The sequence below is a fragment of the Candidatus Arsenophonus triatominarum genome (assembly GCF_001640365.1).
GTDB lineage: Bacteria > Pseudomonadota > Gammaproteobacteria > Enterobacterales > Enterobacteriaceae > Arsenophonus > Arsenophonus triatominarum.
In genome coordinates this window covers 197,864-214,116 of sequence record NZ_LWMI01000007.1, presented here as the reverse complement: position 1 = coordinate 214,116, position 16,253 = coordinate 197,864, and the positions used below count along the sequence as shown (strand labels likewise).

Below are 16,253 nucleotides of genomic sequence, written 5' to 3'. Positions count from 1 at the left end.
CTAATTAAAATAAAACTAGTGATTAATTAAAAATATGATAGTAATTATCATTTATTTTCAAAAGATAATAAATTGTAGCTATTCTTAATCAATGACACGAGTTTCGCACCAATAAAAAAACGCTCTATTTTTAAGTTTAATTCAGCATAATATATAAATAGACAAAATCTTATAAATTAAAAGCAACTTATTATAATTTAAACAAATTTATACGTTTTAGTAACGTGCAAATTAACCATTGCTTTTAAGCCATTTCTGGAATTTTATATGCCTGTGCGAAACTCGTGAATGATAGGGATTTATTCTGTCAACATAATTATTCAATATGCTTAAACAATACGATAATATGTGTTCAGTTGTTCGTTATTAGTGAAAATAACTTTATGAAAAAAAAAGCAATTTACCCTGGTACTTTTGATCCCATAACTTATGGCCACTTGGATATTATAGAGCGCGCTGCCTTAATATTTGAACAGGTAATGTTGGCTATTGCTGATAGTTCGCGTAAAAATCCGATGTTTACCCTCGATGAACGTATTTTGTTTGCTAAAGAACAGACAAAACATTTAACTAACGTTGAAGTAATCGGGTTTTGTGGGCTCACGGTAAATTTTGCGCAAAAACACCAGGCTAATATTTTGATTAGAGGTGTGCGAACCGTGTCAGATTTTGAATATGAATGTCAGTTGGCTAATATGAATAGCCATCTAATGGCTGATCTAGAAACCATCTTTTTATTACCTTCTCTGAAGTTATCGTTTGTTTCTTCTTCTTTGATTAAAAATGTTGCCCGCCATGGCGGGGATATTTCATCTTTTATACCAGAACCAATAGCTAAAGCAATGTTGCAAAAAATTGAACAATAAAAACGAGTTATACTTAAGTTTATTTCTGGCAACTATGACAGAAAAAAGTACTGCGTTGCCCTAGCTTTATAGATTCAATCAGTTGACCACAATGGGTACAAGCTTGATCTTTTTTACCATAAACAAACAGTTGTTGAGCAAAATAACCCGGTTTTCCATCTGACTGTAAAAAATCTTTCAATGTTGTTCCACCCTGTTCTATTGAACGTTGAAGAACTTGTTTAATTTGAATAACTAAATTGCTGATCTCTTTTTTTGTCAATGAATGTGCAGCTCTGGTTGGCAGAATTTTGGCAGCGAATAGTGCTTCATTAGCATAAATATTGCCTATACCGACGACAACTTTATTATCCATTAACCAAGGTTTGATGGCGTTTTTTTTATTTTTTGCTCGTTGATAAAGATAATTGGCGTTAAAATCGATAGAAAGGGGTTCCGGTCCTAGATGGGAAAGTACAGAGCAATTAGCCAGGTCATTAGTCCATAACCAGGCACCAAAACGTCTGGGATCGGTATAACGCAATATTTTGCCATCGGCTAGAATCAAGTCGATATGATCGTGTTTTTCGGCTAATTGTTGCTTGGTTAAGATGCGTATACTACCTGACATACCCAAGTGAATGATTATCCAACCATGCAGGAACTGAATGAGTAAATATTTAGCGCGCCGTTTAACACTAATCACTGATTCATTGGCGATATGTACAATTTCTGTCGCTACCGGCCAGCGTAATTTGCTATTGCGTACTATGCTATATTGTATTTTATTACCAACCAAGTAGGGTTCAATTCCACGTCGGCTGGTTTCAACTTCAGGTAGTTCTGGCATAGATCCCTTTATTATGTAACTAGTCGTTAATGTTAATATATACTACTGTATCTTGTGTTGGTTAGTCGATAGAATAGAATGCGTCAATATGTTATCTGGAGTGCAAATGAAGAAGGTTATCTCTATAATTAATAAACGATTTAATTACTACTCTTATTGGAATTTAGGGATAGTGTTTTTTTTTATTGCTATTTATTTTCTTGATGGGGTTACGCGCTATAAACATTCCTTAGCTGGATTAATTTATCTTACTGCGATTATCTATTTAATTAAAGATAGAAAGCGAGCTTTTAGTATATTTAAGAATAATTTATTTTTATCTTTAGTGTTTTTTGTTGTGGCAATGCTTTGTTCATTAATTATTTCTAAAGATGTTAACATTTCGTTAAAAGCTATTAATAAAAGTGTTGTCGAAAAATTATTTATTACCGCAATAGCTATTGCGATAGTACTCTATCGAGAAAAAAGAAAGCATATATCTAATCTATTGATTTTCTCTTTAATTTTTTCTATGTTACCGTTAACCATTAAGGAAATTTTGCAATATATTAATGAATATCGTCAGGGTATCATGCCGTTATCAGCATTTGAACATCGATATATTTCTGATTGGTTAATATTTATTGTACCCGCTTTATTTACTTTGTGGTTATATAAAGGTGTAAAAAATAAGATCTTATTTTTCTCGCTTTCGGTTATTTTTGTCGCTATAACAATCGGCACATTACAACGAGGTACTTGGTTATCTATTGTGGTAGCATTTATTATCTGGTGTGTAGTAAAAAAAGAAATTAAATTGCCGGTTATTGCTATTATTGGTTTTAGTATTTTGTTGTCTGGTTTAGCAACAGTTAATCAAGGTCAGTTTGATAGATTATTTTTTAAATTAGAGCAGACCAATAGTAGTCATCGATATGGTAATGGTACTCAGGATTCAGCATTAGATTTGATTAAAGAGAATCCAATAACAGGTTATGGCTATGGCGAGCAATTATTTTATAAAATTTATAATGAAAGGGTAATTGATTATCCTGACTGGATTTTTAAACAATCGATTGGGCCTCATAATACAGTTTTGTCAATTTGGTTTGCCGCTGGAATATTTGGACTAATTACTACCCTCTATCTTTTTGTTTCAATTTTTATCTATTTATTTAATGGATATCGTAATAATACGGTAAAAGATGGTTTTTTGATTCTGATGTTGATATTTATCGGTGATATAATTGTTAGAGGTTTGTTTGAAACTGTAAATATTTCAAATATGGCTATTATAATAGGAATAGCATTAGCACTGAATAGCGATAAAAAATTGATCAATTAGCTAAGTGGAAACACCTATCTGTAAGGTGCTTTAAAATTATTTTTTTAGTAGTTTATATTTAATTGAACATAACAAACCATGCATATATTTATGTTGTAAAAATAGATGCTTATATTTTTCTTGCAGTTCCGTTCTCTTTTCTGCAATTTTTAGTGGCTGATTTTTCCACGGTGAGTGAATATATGAATTGAAAAAAAATTGACTGGCCGGATAATTAATACCCCAAGTATGCCAGGGTTTTGTGACGCCAGTATAGTGGATAAGAATGGTGCTATCAGTTATGGTATTTTTGTATTTGGATAAATCATGGTAAGCCAATTCATTTTTCAACGTATATATACAGTTGTAATCACGAGATAAATAGATGTTTTGCGTCTGAAATAATATATTTAGTGCATCTTGATCAAGGTATTTTAATTTACCAAAATTTGTTTTTCCGCGTACCAGTTCTAATGATTTTTTGGATAAATCATTTTCAATCCATTTCTTTAAATTCACATAGATTACTCCGGCATTAAAATATTTGCCATTTAAATCGGTTAACTTTAGTCGAGTCGCACTTGATTGCTGCATGTTGTCGACATCGAGTACCACGGCGGCAAAAGAATTCGCTAAGTTTAGCTGAAATAGTTTTTTTAGACTGCCTTTGCAAATAACATCAGCATCTAGATATAAAATAGAGTTTATGTTCGTACTTAAATATTCAAAAGCGATTAACCTAAAATAGGTGGCATAAGACCAGAAATCTGAGGTTGATAGTTGTTTTAATTCTTCAGCATCTAACAGATAAATAATTATATTAGAATTATACTTTGTTATCATTTTTTGGAAACATTGTATATATTCGTCATCAATATAATCAGTAAATAGGTGAAAATTGAAATCTGTATCAATATTATTTATTAATACGGAATTTATTGATATCGCTGCACCAAGTAGGAAATTTTTATCAACTCCATAAACAATGTTAAAATTTTTATTCTTTTCAAGAAGGTTTTTTTTTCCCGCAATGTTAAAACTTTGTTTTATAAAATGCCTCATGATAAACATAGCCCTTTAACTCTTTTAAAGAGAATTTTAAATTTTGCTAAATAATAGTGAGTATAATTCTTTAAACCTTCGTGGTCACGAGTTTCGCACAAAACTAATTTGGGTACGCAATAAAACACGGATGTGCTCAGTAATAGCATTTTTGATTACGTCCCAATTTTGTTGATAAAGGGTTATTTTTTCAGATATCCGACGTTTATGTTGTTCAAACCACGCAGAAATAACGAGAAAAATATGATTTCTTTGCGCTCGGCTCGTGCGAGCCTGACAGCGTTCAATACCACAATTTTGTTTAACTTCTCGATGATAAACTTCAACAGACCAACGGGCATCCATGATAGATTTGACGTATTGACGGGTGGGATTGTCTTTATTTGTTACTATGTAATCAATACGGCCGTTTTTGGCTGTAAATTTGAAAACAGTCACCCAACCGTAGCCTCGTAAGTGTATTGGAGTTCCTTCTTCTGAGATGTCTAACTTGTTCAGTTGTTTGTTATGGTTAACAATCCTGTTTTTCCTCCGCGTGGTTACCCAGACCCAACCATGAGAGCGAATTGATTTCAGATTATCCAGGCTAGAATACCAGGTATCCATCACTACCGCTTCTGGTATGATCCCTCTTTTTTTAGCAAGAGCGAGCATTTCGGAAAAGTGCGTGTTTTTTGTTTTTCCATCAGAATCTTTATCATAAATACGATAATCAATAGGAATTGATTCAACAGTTGTTAGATTATGCCAAAGTAAATTAACTAAACCTATGCCAGCAATAGCATCATGTTCATTACCTGAATATTAATAATAGACCATCTCTATTTTTTTACTACGTGTTTTGGCAATCAATGTATCATCGGCAATTAGTATGCAAGGGCTTTTTTGTCTATAGAAGGTTGAACTAATCGCCATAAGTCTTTAGGTCGAAAACATCTACTTTTAGCCATCGGCTAACAGTGTCATGAGATAAAGGCGATGGGCTTACTTCTGATAACGCCAAACCAGAGTATCTTACACTTCTTACTTGTAAGAATGTTTTATACACGAGTTTCGCACAGGCATATAAAATTCCAGAAATGGCTTAAAAGCAATGGTTAATTTGCAAGTTACTAAAACGTATAAATTTTTTAAATTACAAGTAAGTTGCTTTTTAATTTATAAAATTTTGTCTATTTATATATTATGCTGAATTAAACTTAAAAATAGAGCGTTTTTTTATTGGTGCGAAACTCGTGTTATAGATATTTTTAATGCATGGATAACCGGACAAAATATAAACACCCTAATTTTTTCTTGTTTTGAACTTTATACTTCTTTTTTGGAGATTGCGAAATTCGTGGTGGTATTTTCTTTGTTTGAATTTATGTTTAGCGAATACCTTAAAAGATGTACGCTTTCTGCTTTTAATAGCGGTTTATTTTGCCAGGGGAAAGCATTTTTTGCTTTTATGAATGGTTGGGAAAAAGGCGATATTGCCCACTCATGCCATGGCTTGGTCGGACCAATATAGTGAATAAAAATAGTATCAATAGCAAATGCAGCATGTTTAACACTTTTCAGACCATAATTTATACTATATTGAGTATTATATTTTTTGGCCAAATAGATTATTTTATTTGCCAGCAGAATATTTAAAACATCTTGGTTTAAAAAAGAGAATTTGTTTTTTAACGCATTATTTTTAAGTAACCTCATTGGCTGCGTTGAAATATCCTCTTCTGTCCAGCGATCAAGATTAATGAATAAAAATCCAGTATTAAAATATCCTTGCGAGATATTTTCTACTTCTAATTCGGATGCTCTTTTTTGCCACCATTTTTTATCTTTTTCTGTCACAACTGCAGCAATTTCATTATTATTGAAGTGAATATTTTGTAATCTATCTAAACTATTATTACATATGATATCTGCATCTAAGTATAAAATTTTATCTAATTCATTTGAAAAATAGTCAGCAATGATGAACCTAAAGTAGGTGGCATAGGACCAGTTTTTAGTACTAGATAATGATTTTAAGCTTTGATTGTTAACCAAATAAATATTTATTTCAATTTTATATTGTTGCGCAAAGGTATCGAATAAAGTTTCTTACTCATGATCAAAATAATCGGTAAAATGATTATTATTAATATTATGCAGTGCAATTGATGTTATCGAAATTCCGCAACCATATAAAAATTTTTGTCTACTCCATAGGCAATATGGAATTTAGGGTGACAATCAGCATGCAAATTTGGCGTTAAGCAGAGTTTTTGTGTAATAACTTTATGCTTGTCAAAATACATGTACTATACCTATTTCCTAAAATTTTTTATAAAACAAAACGGTTAGAGTTATAATTCTCTCCTAACGGTTCTTTCTTTTATTCTTTCTGCTTTAAAATTAGCGCTCGATATCAATTTTTGTTCATTGTTGAGAATATTTTTTAAATTATCAGAAAAATAAATCTGTATAAAACGAAAAATATCTCGTTGGGTTAAACCAATATTCAGTGATGAAAAATATAATCCAATCAAATCCTTATCTTTCCAACGTTTTGGTTCATGCTGACGTATTTGGGCACGATGCAAGTCAATGATTGAAATCTTTAATTTTTTTTCATCGCCGCCAAAGGGCAAATGTAATAAAAAATGGCAAATATAGCAATCGCGATGATTGACACCACATACATACATTTTACGTACTATTTCAGCCATTTGACAAATTAATATTTTTTAGTACTAAATTTGGGAGATGAATTTTTCCAATTTGCGCAGTACTCTTCTAAGCTAATGGTCGGAATAAGCGCTTCGGTAACAATAAATGACTTACGGCGTAAAGGATTAATTCCTTTTTGACCGAAAGCTTTACCATGCATAGTGTCAATGCCTGCCTCAGTTAGGCGATGGATTGCTTTCCATTCTCTATCCGCACCTAATACTGGTAAGCGTAAAGAAAATAGATTTTTTAGTATTTCTTTTAACGTAGTACCATAATGATATTTTGAGAAAATAACTCACGAGTTTCGCACCAATAAAAAAACGCTCTATTTTTAAGTTTAATTCAGCATAATATATAAATAGACAAAATCTTATAAATAAAAAGCAACTTATTGTAATTTAAACAAATTTATACGTTTTAGTAACTTGCAAATTAACCATTGCTTTTAAGCCATTTCTGGAATTTTATATGCCTGTGCGAAACTCGTGTAACTTTTTTCATTAAGCATAATGTTTTGCGTGTCTCTAATTGACGAAAGATTTTACCATCTAATTTTTCTATTTCTATAAAGGGATCTTTGCCTTGCCATAAGTTTTTAAAAGGTTGTTTAAGTTCAAGCATGCTAGCATCCCAAAATAATATCTGCAGCTTTTTCAGGCAAACTGTATAAATCTTGAGTATCAGCAAAGTGGCGTGCAGATTTCGACCATTGATTTAATAAAGATTTATTAGTTAAACTTGTTGTCAAAGCATTATTAAGATTTTTTTGTTTATAAGGCTCATCTATTACTATGCCACAATCAGCATGTTTGATATAGAACGCATAGCCACAAATCTCTGTTGTAATTACCGGTAAACCCGCTGCAATGGCTTCAATTAATACTATGCCAGCAGCTTCTTGATAGGCAGGATGAATTAACATATCAGCAGCAGCCATCAATTCTACGACATCATTGCGCCCCTGAAAAAATAAAACTTGTTTATCTATCCCAAAATTTTTTGCTAGCCGTTGATAACGGGTAGGTGAGTCTTGTCCTACTACCATTAACATAGTCTTATTTTTTATTTTGTTAGGCAGGGAAGCTATTGATTTGAGTGTTCTGTCTACGCCTTTACGTTTAAAATATGAACCGACTTGTAATAAAAGAAATTGGTCTTCAGAGATAGCATTTTTTTTACGATAAATTGGTTTTGCGTCAATAATTTGTTGGTCATATTTTCTACTAAGGTCAATGCCCGGTGGTAACAGATAAAAACGTGCGTCAGGTGTTTTGTAATGTTTTTTAAAATCATTAATTTGATGTTGGGTAAGCATTAATAATTTGGTGTGACTGTCTGCATCAAAAACCGCTTTTTCATAAGCGATATAATGTTTGTATCGTTTTGTCAGTTTATAAAAAAAACCTTTTTCTTTTTCAACTTTTTCTGCATAACAAACATCTGCTGCATAATAAATATCTAATCCTGGCATCTTATTAAAACCGACAATAATATCAGCAGGATGCTGGGTTAAATGTGTTTTGACCTGATGATAAAATGCTTCATTACGCCCATTATTCGTACGTGCTTTAACTGGGATTATGATAACGTTAATATCAGCAGGAATTTCACCATCCCATACCATTGTGTAAACACGTATTTGATGCCCTCGTTTTTGGCAAGCAGAGAGAATCTGAATGAAATCTCTTTGTAGTCCACCAAAAGGGAAATATTTATATAAACAAAATGCAATTTCCATCGAATTATATCTCTATCTCAGATTTTATGGTTTGTATATCCACTGGTAACATTTTTTTTATAGCGATAATAACATCTTTAACGGGAATTATTGATAGATACTTTTTATTACGATCACGTTCATGTCGTTCTGGCATTTTTTCATAATTGCCAGACCAAATTTGAATAACATTTTTACTCCATGGTTTCCAATATTGATGATCTGTCGCACCGAACAAGCAAATAATAGGGGTTTCTAATGCTGCTGCAATATGCATTGGTGCTGAATCTACACCGATGAATAAGGCGGCATGGCTAATTAGAGCACCTAATTCTGGAAATGTTGTTTTTCCTGCAAATTCGGTAATGGGTGATTGACGGCATTGTTGTGCAATATTAACCACACAGCTGATATCATCTTTACTCGGACCTGATGTTAGTATCACCTGGTATCCTCTAGATTGTAGATTATCAACCACCTCAGCAAATTTTTCATCATCCCAGCACTTAAATTTTTGTCTAGCTGTTGGTTGGATAACAACATAACTACTATGTACACCTAGAGATATTAATTGGTGATTAATTTTTTCCCAATCAGTTGGTTGGTAAGTCATTGTTGTACCCGAATATATAGTATTAAGTTGAAGTGGTTTTAATATTGAGAGATTTTGTTCAACAACATGTTTTCCCGTTGGTTTAACCATGTGTGTAAAACTTTCAGACCAATAGTTTGTATTTCTATGGTTGAATTGATGAGAAATTTTTATCTTGGCAGGGATACATCTTACCAAAAAAGGCACAATCCATTGATCAGCTAAATTTATAATTAAATCATAGTGATTTTTTCGTAGTTTATTGATTAATAAAATAAAATTAACTAATTTAGCTATTGTGTTATTTTTTTTGTTTTTAATGCCATAAAGTGCATGAATTTCTCTATTTTCAGACAAAATTGGTATTGTATCTTGATGGAGAAGAATATCAATTTTAGCGGCTGGATAATTTTTTTTGAGCGTGCTAACGACAGGTGTTGTCAGCAACATATCTCCATGAAATCGCATTTTAATGATCAAAATTTTTTTAAATTGTTTATCCACTTGCTGCAGTCACTCTTGAATTGTTTGTTTATAAGTTTATCTGATTTTTTGACCAATGTTATCACTATAAATTCAACAAATTTAAGATAGTTAATTTATTAGAGTAATCTAAATGGTTACCTATTTTGGCATTAAAAATAACTTTTATTTTAAAAATTTTCAGCAGATTTGAAAAAATAATAAAAATTTGAAGTTATGTAAAGTAAAGGATTTTTAATATTACCGATTATTTTAACAATAAAATTACTGAATTGTAATTTATTATCTACTATTTTCTAAATAGAAATATCCATAAATATTTTTAGAAAGTTTGAATCGATAGTAGTGAAAGATTATATGGCTAGTATGAAAATAAGATAACTCGATGGTTTGATTTAGTTTATTATAACAAAAATTGAATAATTTTGTTACTTTTCAAATTTCTGTTAACGGTTTGAGCAATTATGGTAATAATTTTAAAGGTAGTGTTCAAAAATCTGTGTCATATCTTAAACTCAAAAAAAAGAGGTATGACATATGAGAAATCAATCATTTAATTTTGATGAAGCGTTGAAACAATTACAATCAGGTAAAAATTTACTCGGTACGGATGGAATGCTCACACCACTCATAAAACAGCTGACCGAAGCTGCCCTGCAGGCAGAAATAGAACACTACCTATCGACAACAAGCGTGTTGCTTAATAGTGAAATAAGGGTATTTCGGTGATTGAAGTAAATTTTAGGCTGTTCTGAGATGGAAATTCCAAAGACCGGCACTAAGGAGTAAAAAGGTATCATCAATAAAGGGTCTACGATTCCGTAAAATTTGGGTCATACAACCGAGGCGCTTGATACCCGCGATGGCGTGTTCAACCGTAATACGGATGCCCGAGATTATTTTATTTTCTTGTTTTTGTTCAGGCGATAAAGGTCTTTTTCGAGTTCCTTTTTTTGGGATTTGTGTATTAGGATGCTGTTTATCTATACCTTGAAAACCGGTATCGGCCCAGATGGTTACCTCAGGGGGAATATGGCGAATTATATCGACTTTATCGAGTAAGCGTTTATCGTGACGGCGCCCATTTTTGATCATGGGGATAAATCCAATTTTCCTCGTTTCGTCAGTCATAATAAGCCCTTTTCGAGTGGTCTGTCTTTTCTTTCCCGAATACATTTTTTTCGCCGACGCAGATTCTTAGGCTTTTGGACAGGTCGCTCTGTCCCATCAATAAAGACGTCTTTAACTCCAGGAAAGGCGCGAAAAAATTCCTCAGCAGAGCGAATTTGACGAGCGGGCAAAACACATTCTCGCCCCAAGGTCATCTCTAAAACCGGCAATAATATTTTTACCCAGCGACATACCCGTGTTCTATCTAAACCAAAAAGAAGTCCTTGCAAATCATAGGTCGGATAACATTTTAAATACAATAAAATAAAAAGCAGTTTATCTAATGGGGTTGGGATAAATCCTTTCTGCCCTGCACCCATCTGCCGCTCGTGATCTTTTCGATTCTTTTTCCGATAAATCAAATAACAAGCTGAAAATTCAGCGGCTAAATTTTTCAATTCTTCGACTGATAATCCAATGATTGCTTTACATAAACGATTATCTCGTAACAACCGCTCTTTGTTGATCATTTCAAACCGTTATTTTCTAAGTTAAACCTCTTTTTATTGTCTATAGCGTGACAAAAAATGCAACTCTCTATTCAGCAACTATTTTAACGTCAATCGATACGCGTAAAAATGGCTATACTCGAAAAACGGTTAAATCGACATCAGGTCAATTTGAACTGAAAACGCCCAGAGACAGGTCAGGTGCTTTTGAGCCTCAGCTCATTAAGAAAAATCAGACAAAATTATCAGAGGATATTGATAACAAAATCCTATCGTTATTTGCATTAGGCATGAGTTATCGTGATATTCAAAAACATGTTGCAGAATTATATGGACTGGAAATATCAGATGGAGCTATTACGCATATTACTGACAAATTACTCCCTGAATTAAAAGCCTGGCAACAACGCCCTCTGGAGGCGCTCTATCCTTTTGTCTGGCTCGATGCCATTCATTTACAAGATAAAACATGATGGTCACTATATCAATAAGGCAATCTACACAGTACTTGGACTAACCACCCGATGGGCATAAGGAATTGTTAGGACTCTATATGTCTGAAACAGAAGGAGCACATCATTGGTTGAGCGTTCTGACTGACTTACATAACCGTGGTATACAAGATATTTTAATCGCTTGTGTTGACGGATTAAAAGGGTTTCCAGAAGCGATAGCCAGTATTTTCCCGCAGACAAAAGTTCAGCTATGCGTAGTTCATCAAATTCGCAATAGCTTACGTTATATTGCCAGTAAAGACCAAAAAGCCTTTATGGCTGATTTAAAGCCGGTTTATCGTGCAGATACTAAAGCGGCTGCTGAGCTTGTCCTTGATGAACTGGAAACGAAATGGGGTGAAAAATACCCGATAGTGCTAGAATCCTGGCGAAGTAAATGGGAGTTGCTCAGTGCTTATTTTCGATACCCTAAAGCCATTAGAAAACCCATTTACACGACCAATGCAGTAGAGGCGGTTCATCGGCAGTTTAGGACATTAACTAAAACCAAAGGGGCTTTTCCTAATGAAAACAGCTTATTAAAATTACTCTATATTGGCATCAATCAGGTATCCAACAAATGGACTATGCCGATTAGTAACTGGGCGTTAACCATTGCTCAATTGTCCATCTATTTTAAAGGGCGCCTAGATGGTATAATCAAAATATAAAATCCCCTGACACAGAATTATGAACACCCTCTTTGACGTGTTCGATTTCTTCTGAGACTTGCTCTACCTGATGCTCGATACTCTTTAACCGACGCTCCTGTGCAACGTTAGCTAATGCCATTGCCGCAATAATTTCATTGGCGCTTTGTGGTTTACTTTGCTGCTCCAGTTTATCAATCAGCGAGCGGCGAACGGCTTGTAGTGGTCAACTAAATTTGGCCACCTAAGTTGAGGTGATGTGCTTACCTCATAATTTTTATAGGTGCCGAAATGAGTAAAATAATTACTGCTGAATTTTAATGTGAAACCGCCAAATTAGTCCTTGACCAAAATTACACCTACCAGGAAGCCGCGAAAGGCATGAACGTCAGTCTTTCAGCGATTAGCCGGTGGGTAAGAGCCCTTCGTTTAGAACGTCAAGGGAAAACATCGCCTGGTCTGCCATTAACACCTGAACAAATTGAGTTCAGAGAAATGAAGAAAAAAATCCACCGGCTGGAAATGGAGAATGACATCTTAAAAAAGGCTACTGCGCTCTTAATGTCCGACTCACTGAAAAATTTTCGGTAGTTGAAAAGCTAAGAAAGCGTGTTGCTTAATAGTGAAATAAGGGTATTTCGGTGATTGAAGTAAATTTTAGGCTGTTCTGAGATGGAAATTCCAAAGACCGGCACTAAGGAGTAAAAAGGTATCATCAATAAAGGGTCTACGATTCCGTAAAATTTGGGTCATACAACCGAGGCGCTTGATACCCGCGATGGCGTGTTCAACCGTAATACGGATGCCCGAGATTATTTTATTTTCTTGTTTTTGTTCAGGCGATAAAGGTCTTTTTCGAGTTCCTTTTTTTGGGATTTGTGTATTAGGATGCTGTTTATCTATACCTTGAAAACCGGTATCGGCCCAGATGGTTACCTCAGGGGGAATATGGCGAATTATATCGACTTTATCGAGTAAGCGTTTATCGTGACGGCGCCCATTTTTGATCATGGGGATAAATCCAATTTTCCTCGTTTCGTCAGTCATAATAAGCCCTTTTCGAGTGGTCTGTCTTTTCTTTCCCGAATACATTTTTTTTCGCCGACGCAGATTCTTAGGCTTTTGGACAGGTCGCTCTGTCCCATCAATAAAGACGTCTTTAACTCCAGGAAAGGCGCGAAAAAATTCCTCAGCAGAGCGAATTTGACGAGCGGGCAAAACACATTCTCGCCCCAAGGTCATCTCTAAAACCGGCAATAATATTTTTACCCAGCGACATACCCGTGTTCTATCTAAACCAAAAAGAAGTCCTTGCAAATCATAGGTCGGATAACATTTTAAATACAATAAAATAAAAAGCAGTTTATCTAATGGGGTTGGGATAAATCCTTTCTGCCCTGCACCCATCTGCCGCTCGTGATCTTTTCGATTCTTTTTCCGATAAATCAAATAACAAGCTGAAAATTCAGCGGCTAAATTTTTCAATTCTTCGACTGATAATCCAATGATTGCTTTACATAAACGATTATCTCGTAACAACCGCTCTTTGTTGATCATTTCAAACCGTTATTTTCTAAGTTAAACCTCTTTTTATTGTCTATAGCGTGACAAAAAATGCAAGTCTCTATTCAGCAACTATTTTAGAGTGCTTTATCCGGTGAAAACTTTGTGTCGTATTTTTAATGTTCACCGAAGCAGTTATCGCTATTGGTGTCGGCCTAAGGAGCCAGATATTGAGCGGACGATAAAACGTAGCCTAGTCAGCGAAGCGTGGAACGTTAGTGGCGGCTCTGCTGGCGCAAGGACTATCGCCACGATGGTTACCAATACACACAACGTGAAACTTGGGCGGTGGTTAGCGGGTAAGTTGATGAAAGAATTAATCATCGTCAGTTGCCAAGAGCGAAAACATAAATACAACCGCGGTGGAAATGAACGTATTGATATTCCAAATCTGCTCAATAGGCAGTTCGCTGTTACAAAGCCTGACCAGGTTTGGTGCGGCGATGTAACCTATATTTGGACAGGCTCACGATGGGCCTATCTGGCTGTGGTATTGGATTTGTTTGCCCGAAAACCGGTGGGCTGGGCAATGTCATTTGCACCAGACTCAGAATTAACCGCCAAAGCACTACAAATGGCTTGGGAACTACGTGGGCATCCCAAACAGGTGATGTTCCATAGTGATCAGGGAAGTCATTATACCAGTCGTCAGTATAGGCAGGCATTGTGGCGTTATCAGATGACCCAAAGTATCAGTCGCAGAGGGAATTGTTGGGATAATAGTCCGATGGAACGATTATTCCGTAGTCTGAAGACCGAATGGGTGCCAACGACTGGCTACCAAAGCTTTAGTACTGCTCAGTCAGCCATTATTCGCTACATAACCCACTACTATAGCGATATAAGACCTCACTGGTATAACGGTGGATCAACGCCAAACGAATCAGAGCGACTGTTCCGTGAACAGTCAGGTAGGGTGGCCAAATTTAGTATGCCACTACAGCTTTCGATTCGCGCGAGGCGACGCGGAGCGCTTGCTTAAGCGTCATTTCGATAACTTCTGATTCCGTGTTGTTCATTTTTTGCACTACACTTTTTGTGTAGTACTCTCCTTCAAGCTCATCCTTAATTTTTTCAATAAATTTGTTATTCCTGTTCGGCGGTTCGCCGTATTCTTTTCGTCACGAGTTTCACACAGGCATATAAAATTCCAGAAATGGCTAAAAGCAATGGTTAATTTGCAAGTTACTAAAACGTATAAATTTATTTAAATTACAATAAGTTGCTTTTAACTTATAAGATTTTGTCTATTTATATATTATGCTCAATTAAACTTAAAAATAGAGCGTTTTTTATTGGTGCGAAACTCGTGTTCGTGTTTCGTTGACCATGACCAGTAATTGTTGTGAGTCTATCTTTTCACTGTCGGATAGGGTGATATTTTGTGCGTTCATTAGATTTTGCATGTAAAAATTCCTCAATAGTTAAATTGATGAAAGATTGCCCATATAAAAAGGGGCGTTAGGATTAATTAGTGGCGTTCTAAGAAATGGGTCAGTTCACCTTCGTACCAGTGGTTGTAAATATACGAGATGATTTAATAAAAAAAGCGGTTTTTATTTTTATTAAAAACTACTATTAATTATAAAAATTAAATTGTAAGGGGGATATCTGTGAATACTAGCGATGTATTAACAAACCATCTAATCTCGTTTATGGAGAAACAGGAAGATTTTTGGGATATAAAAGATACTGAATTATGCTTTGTTTATGCTAATAAAAGCGCATTTACTACTTCCCGCTTACCGGTGAACTTCAACATTGAAGGAAAACGAACCTTTGAATGCCCTGTTTCATGGAGTGAATGTGCTAACATAAGTGATACCTATGAACAAATTGTTCTTACATCTGGTAAGCCAATATTTTTTATTGTTACACACATTGCAGGAAAAGAGGGAATATTGCAGTCGTTTTTCGTTAAAAAAAAACCTTATTACAATCAGAGTAAAATTGTAGGCACTATTTGTCATGGGAGAAAAATATCACCTATATTATTACCAAAATATTTCTTTAAACAGCCAACAGCTCCTTCTATTTTAATCAATTATCCACCGAATAATTTATTTACGACTGAAGAACTGAATGTGCTATTTTTCGCGATGAAACTTATGAGTAATCAAGAAATCGCATTGCGTTTAGGTACCTATTCTTGTGTTGTAGAGCAAATAATCCGACAGATATATAAAAAGACTGATATTTATTCACGAAAACAACTGAGAGATTACGGGATAGCCGAAGGATTTGATAATTACTTCCCGCCATGTTTATTAAAGGGATTGTTATAAAAAATATTATGGGTTATTAGCTCAGTTGGTAGAGCAGTGGACTCTTAATCCATCGGTCGCAGGGAGGGTGTTCATAATTCTGTGTCA

General features: G+C 34.5%; 12 protein-coding genes and 7 pseudogenes. 7 read left to right on the top strand and 12 right to left on the bottom strand.

What is annotated here, in order from left to right:
• Positions 1-383: 383 nt before the first annotated feature.
• Positions 384-866: a pantetheine-phosphate adenylyltransferase gene (coaD, locus tag AYJ55_RS06240; protein WP_063654917.1), complete on the top strand. Its 483-nt coding sequence runs from the start codon at positions 384-386 to the stop codon at positions 864-866.
• Positions 867-885: 19 nt separating this feature from the next.
• Here the strand turns inward: coaD and mutM are convergent, their stop codons facing one another.
• On the bottom strand, positions 886-1,695 hold the full coding sequence (gene mutM, locus AYJ55_RS06235) for a bifunctional DNA-formamidopyrimidine glycosylase/DNA-(apurinic or apyrimidinic site) lyase (protein ID WP_063654916.1): 810 nt from the start codon (positions 1,693-1,695) through the stop codon (positions 886-888).
• 88 nt (positions 1,696-1,783) lie between these two features.
• Here mutM and rfaL point away from each other — a divergent pair, with 88 nt between their 5' ends.
• Complete coding sequence (rfaL, locus tag AYJ55_RS06230) at positions 1,784-3,019, top strand: O-antigen ligase RfaL (protein ID WP_245677285.1); 1,236 nt, start codon at positions 1,784-1,786, stop codon at positions 3,017-3,019.
• 36 nt (positions 3,020-3,055) lie between these two features.
• On the opposite strand, the gene AYJ55_RS06225 is transcribed toward rfaL, so the two are convergent.
• From AYJ55_RS06225 to rfaQ, 7 genes and pseudogenes are all read right to left on the bottom strand, one after another.
• The gene (locus AYJ55_RS06225) at positions 3,056-4,060 is read right to left on the bottom strand and encodes a glycosyltransferase family 8 protein (protein ID WP_063654914.1); all 1,005 of its coding nucleotides are present in this window, start codon (positions 4,058-4,060) and stop codon (positions 3,056-3,058) included.
• Between the two features lie 103 nt (positions 4,061-4,163).
• Positions 4,164-5,141, bottom strand: a pseudogene (locus tag AYJ55_RS35660) (IS701 family transposase).
• A 227-nt stretch (positions 5,142-5,368) separates the two neighbouring features.
• A complete protein-coding gene (locus AYJ55_RS06215; RefSeq protein ID WP_245677284.1) occupies positions 5,369-6,097 on the bottom strand; it encodes a glycosyltransferase in 729 nt (242 codons plus the stop codon).
• 299 nt (positions 6,098-6,396) lie between these two features.
• A pseudogene (rfaP, locus tag AYJ55_RS06210) lies at positions 6,397-7,052 on the bottom strand (lipopolysaccharide core heptose(I) kinase RfaP); the annotation flags it as partial.
• A gap of 143 nt (positions 7,053-7,195) precedes the next feature.
• Positions 7,196-7,384 carry a hypothetical protein gene (locus tag AYJ55_RS35655; protein ID WP_063654913.1) on the bottom strand — a complete coding sequence of 63 codons (189 nt, stop codon included), beginning with the start codon at positions 7,382-7,384 and terminating at the stop codon, positions 7,196-7,198.
• A 1-nt stretch (position 7,385) separates the two neighbouring features.
• A complete protein-coding gene (locus tag AYJ55_RS06200; protein WP_063654912.1) occupies positions 7,386-8,501 on the bottom strand; it encodes a glycosyltransferase family 4 protein in 1,116 nt (371 codons plus the stop codon).
• 4 nt (positions 8,502-8,505) lie between these two features.
• Positions 8,506-9,576, bottom strand: a complete 1,071-nt coding sequence (rfaQ, locus tag AYJ55_RS06195) for a lipopolysaccharide core heptosyltransferase RfaQ (protein WP_063654911.1) — start codon at positions 9,574-9,576, stop codon at positions 8,506-8,508.
• A gap of 516 nt (positions 9,577-10,092) precedes the next feature.
• On the opposite strand from rfaQ, the pseudogene AYJ55_RS06190 reads away from it, so the two are divergent.
• Positions 10,093-10,239: pseudogene (locus tag AYJ55_RS06190) on the top strand (IS256 family transposase); the annotation flags it as partial.
• 57 nt (positions 10,240-10,296) lie between these two features.
• Here AYJ55_RS06190 and AYJ55_RS28235 read toward each other — a convergent pair.
• Positions 10,297-10,731, bottom strand: coding sequence for a transposase family protein (locus AYJ55_RS28235; RefSeq protein ID WP_063653775.1), 435 nt, complete (start codon positions 10,729-10,731; stop codon positions 10,297-10,299).
• On the bottom strand, positions 10,683-11,195 hold the full coding sequence (locus AYJ55_RS28230) for a helix-turn-helix domain-containing protein (protein WP_063653633.1): 513 nt from the start codon (positions 11,193-11,195) through the stop codon (positions 10,683-10,685). Before AYJ55_RS28230 ends, AYJ55_RS28235 begins: the two co-directional genes overlap by 49 nt.
• 101 nt (positions 11,196-11,296) lie before the next feature.
• Here AYJ55_RS28230 and AYJ55_RS06175 point away from each other — a divergent pair.
• Both AYJ55_RS06175 and AYJ55_RS30545 read left to right on the top strand, forming a co-directional pair.
• Positions 11,297-12,339 (top strand): annotated as a pseudogene (locus AYJ55_RS06175) (IS256 family transposase); the annotation flags it as partial.
• A 303-nt stretch (positions 12,340-12,642) separates the two neighbouring features.
• Positions 12,643-12,929 (top strand): annotated as a pseudogene (locus AYJ55_RS30545) (transposase); the annotation flags it as partial.
• A 46-nt stretch (positions 12,930-12,975) separates the two neighbouring features.
• Here AYJ55_RS30545 and AYJ55_RS06165 read toward each other — a convergent pair.
• Positions 12,976-13,875, bottom strand: a complete 900-nt coding sequence (locus AYJ55_RS06165; protein WP_063653812.1) for a transposase family protein — start codon at positions 13,873-13,875, stop codon at positions 12,976-12,978.
• Positions 13,876-13,960: 85 nt separating this feature from the next.
• Here AYJ55_RS06165 and AYJ55_RS06160 point away from each other — a divergent pair.
• Positions 13,961-14,863, top strand: a pseudogene (locus AYJ55_RS06160) (IS3 family transposase); the annotation flags it as partial.
• On the opposite strand, the pseudogene AYJ55_RS32730 reads toward AYJ55_RS06160, so the two are convergent.
• Positions 14,820-15,002: pseudogene (locus tag AYJ55_RS32730) on the bottom strand (hypothetical protein); the annotation flags it as partial. The pseudogenes AYJ55_RS06160 and AYJ55_RS32730 overlap by 44 nt on opposite strands.
• Positions 15,003-15,536: 534 nt before the next feature.
• Here AYJ55_RS32730 and AYJ55_RS06155 point away from each other — a divergent pair.
• Positions 15,537-16,166, top strand: a complete 630-nt coding sequence (locus AYJ55_RS06155; protein ID WP_162505354.1) for a hypothetical protein — start codon at positions 15,537-15,539, stop codon at positions 16,164-16,166.
• The last annotated feature ends 87 nt before the right edge of the window (positions 16,167-16,253 follow it).

Bases quoted from the DNA above. Each gene is read 5' to 3' on its own strand.
- AYJ55_RS35655 (WP_063654913.1), bottom strand. From the start codon at position 7,384: ATGCTTGAACTTAAACAACCTTTTAAAAACTTATGGCAAGGCAAAGAT.
- AYJ55_RS06225 (WP_063654914.1), bottom strand. From the start codon at position 4,060: ATGAGGCATTTTATAAAACAAAGTTTTAACATTGCGGGAAAAAAAAAC.
- AYJ55_RS28230 (WP_063653633.1), bottom strand. From the start codon at position 11,195: ATGATCAACAAAGAGCGGTTGTTACGAGATAATCGTTTATGTAAAGCA.
- AYJ55_RS28235 (WP_063653775.1), bottom strand. From the start codon at position 10,731: ATGTATTCGGGAAAGAAAAGACAGACCACTCGAAAAGGGCTTATTATG.
- AYJ55_RS06165 (WP_063653812.1), bottom strand. From the start codon at position 13,875: ATGATCAACAAAGAGCGGTTGTTACGAGATAATCGTTTATGTAAAGCA.
- AYJ55_RS06155 (WP_162505354.1), top strand. From the start codon at position 15,537: ATGGAGAAACAGGAAGATTTTTGGGATATAAAAGATACTGAATTATGC.
- rfaL (WP_245677285.1), top strand. From the start codon at position 1,784: ATGTTATCTGGAGTGCAAATGAAGAAGGTTATCTCTATAATTAATAAA.
- coaD (WP_063654917.1), top strand. From the start codon at position 384: ATGAAAAAAAAAGCAATTTACCCTGGTACTTTTGATCCCATAACTTAT.
- mutM (WP_063654916.1), bottom strand. From the start codon at position 1,695: ATGCCAGAACTACCTGAAGTTGAAACCAGCCGACGTGGAATTGAACCC.
- AYJ55_RS06200 (WP_063654912.1), bottom strand. From the start codon at position 8,501: ATGGAAATTGCATTTTGTTTATATAAATATTTCCCTTTTGGTGGACTA.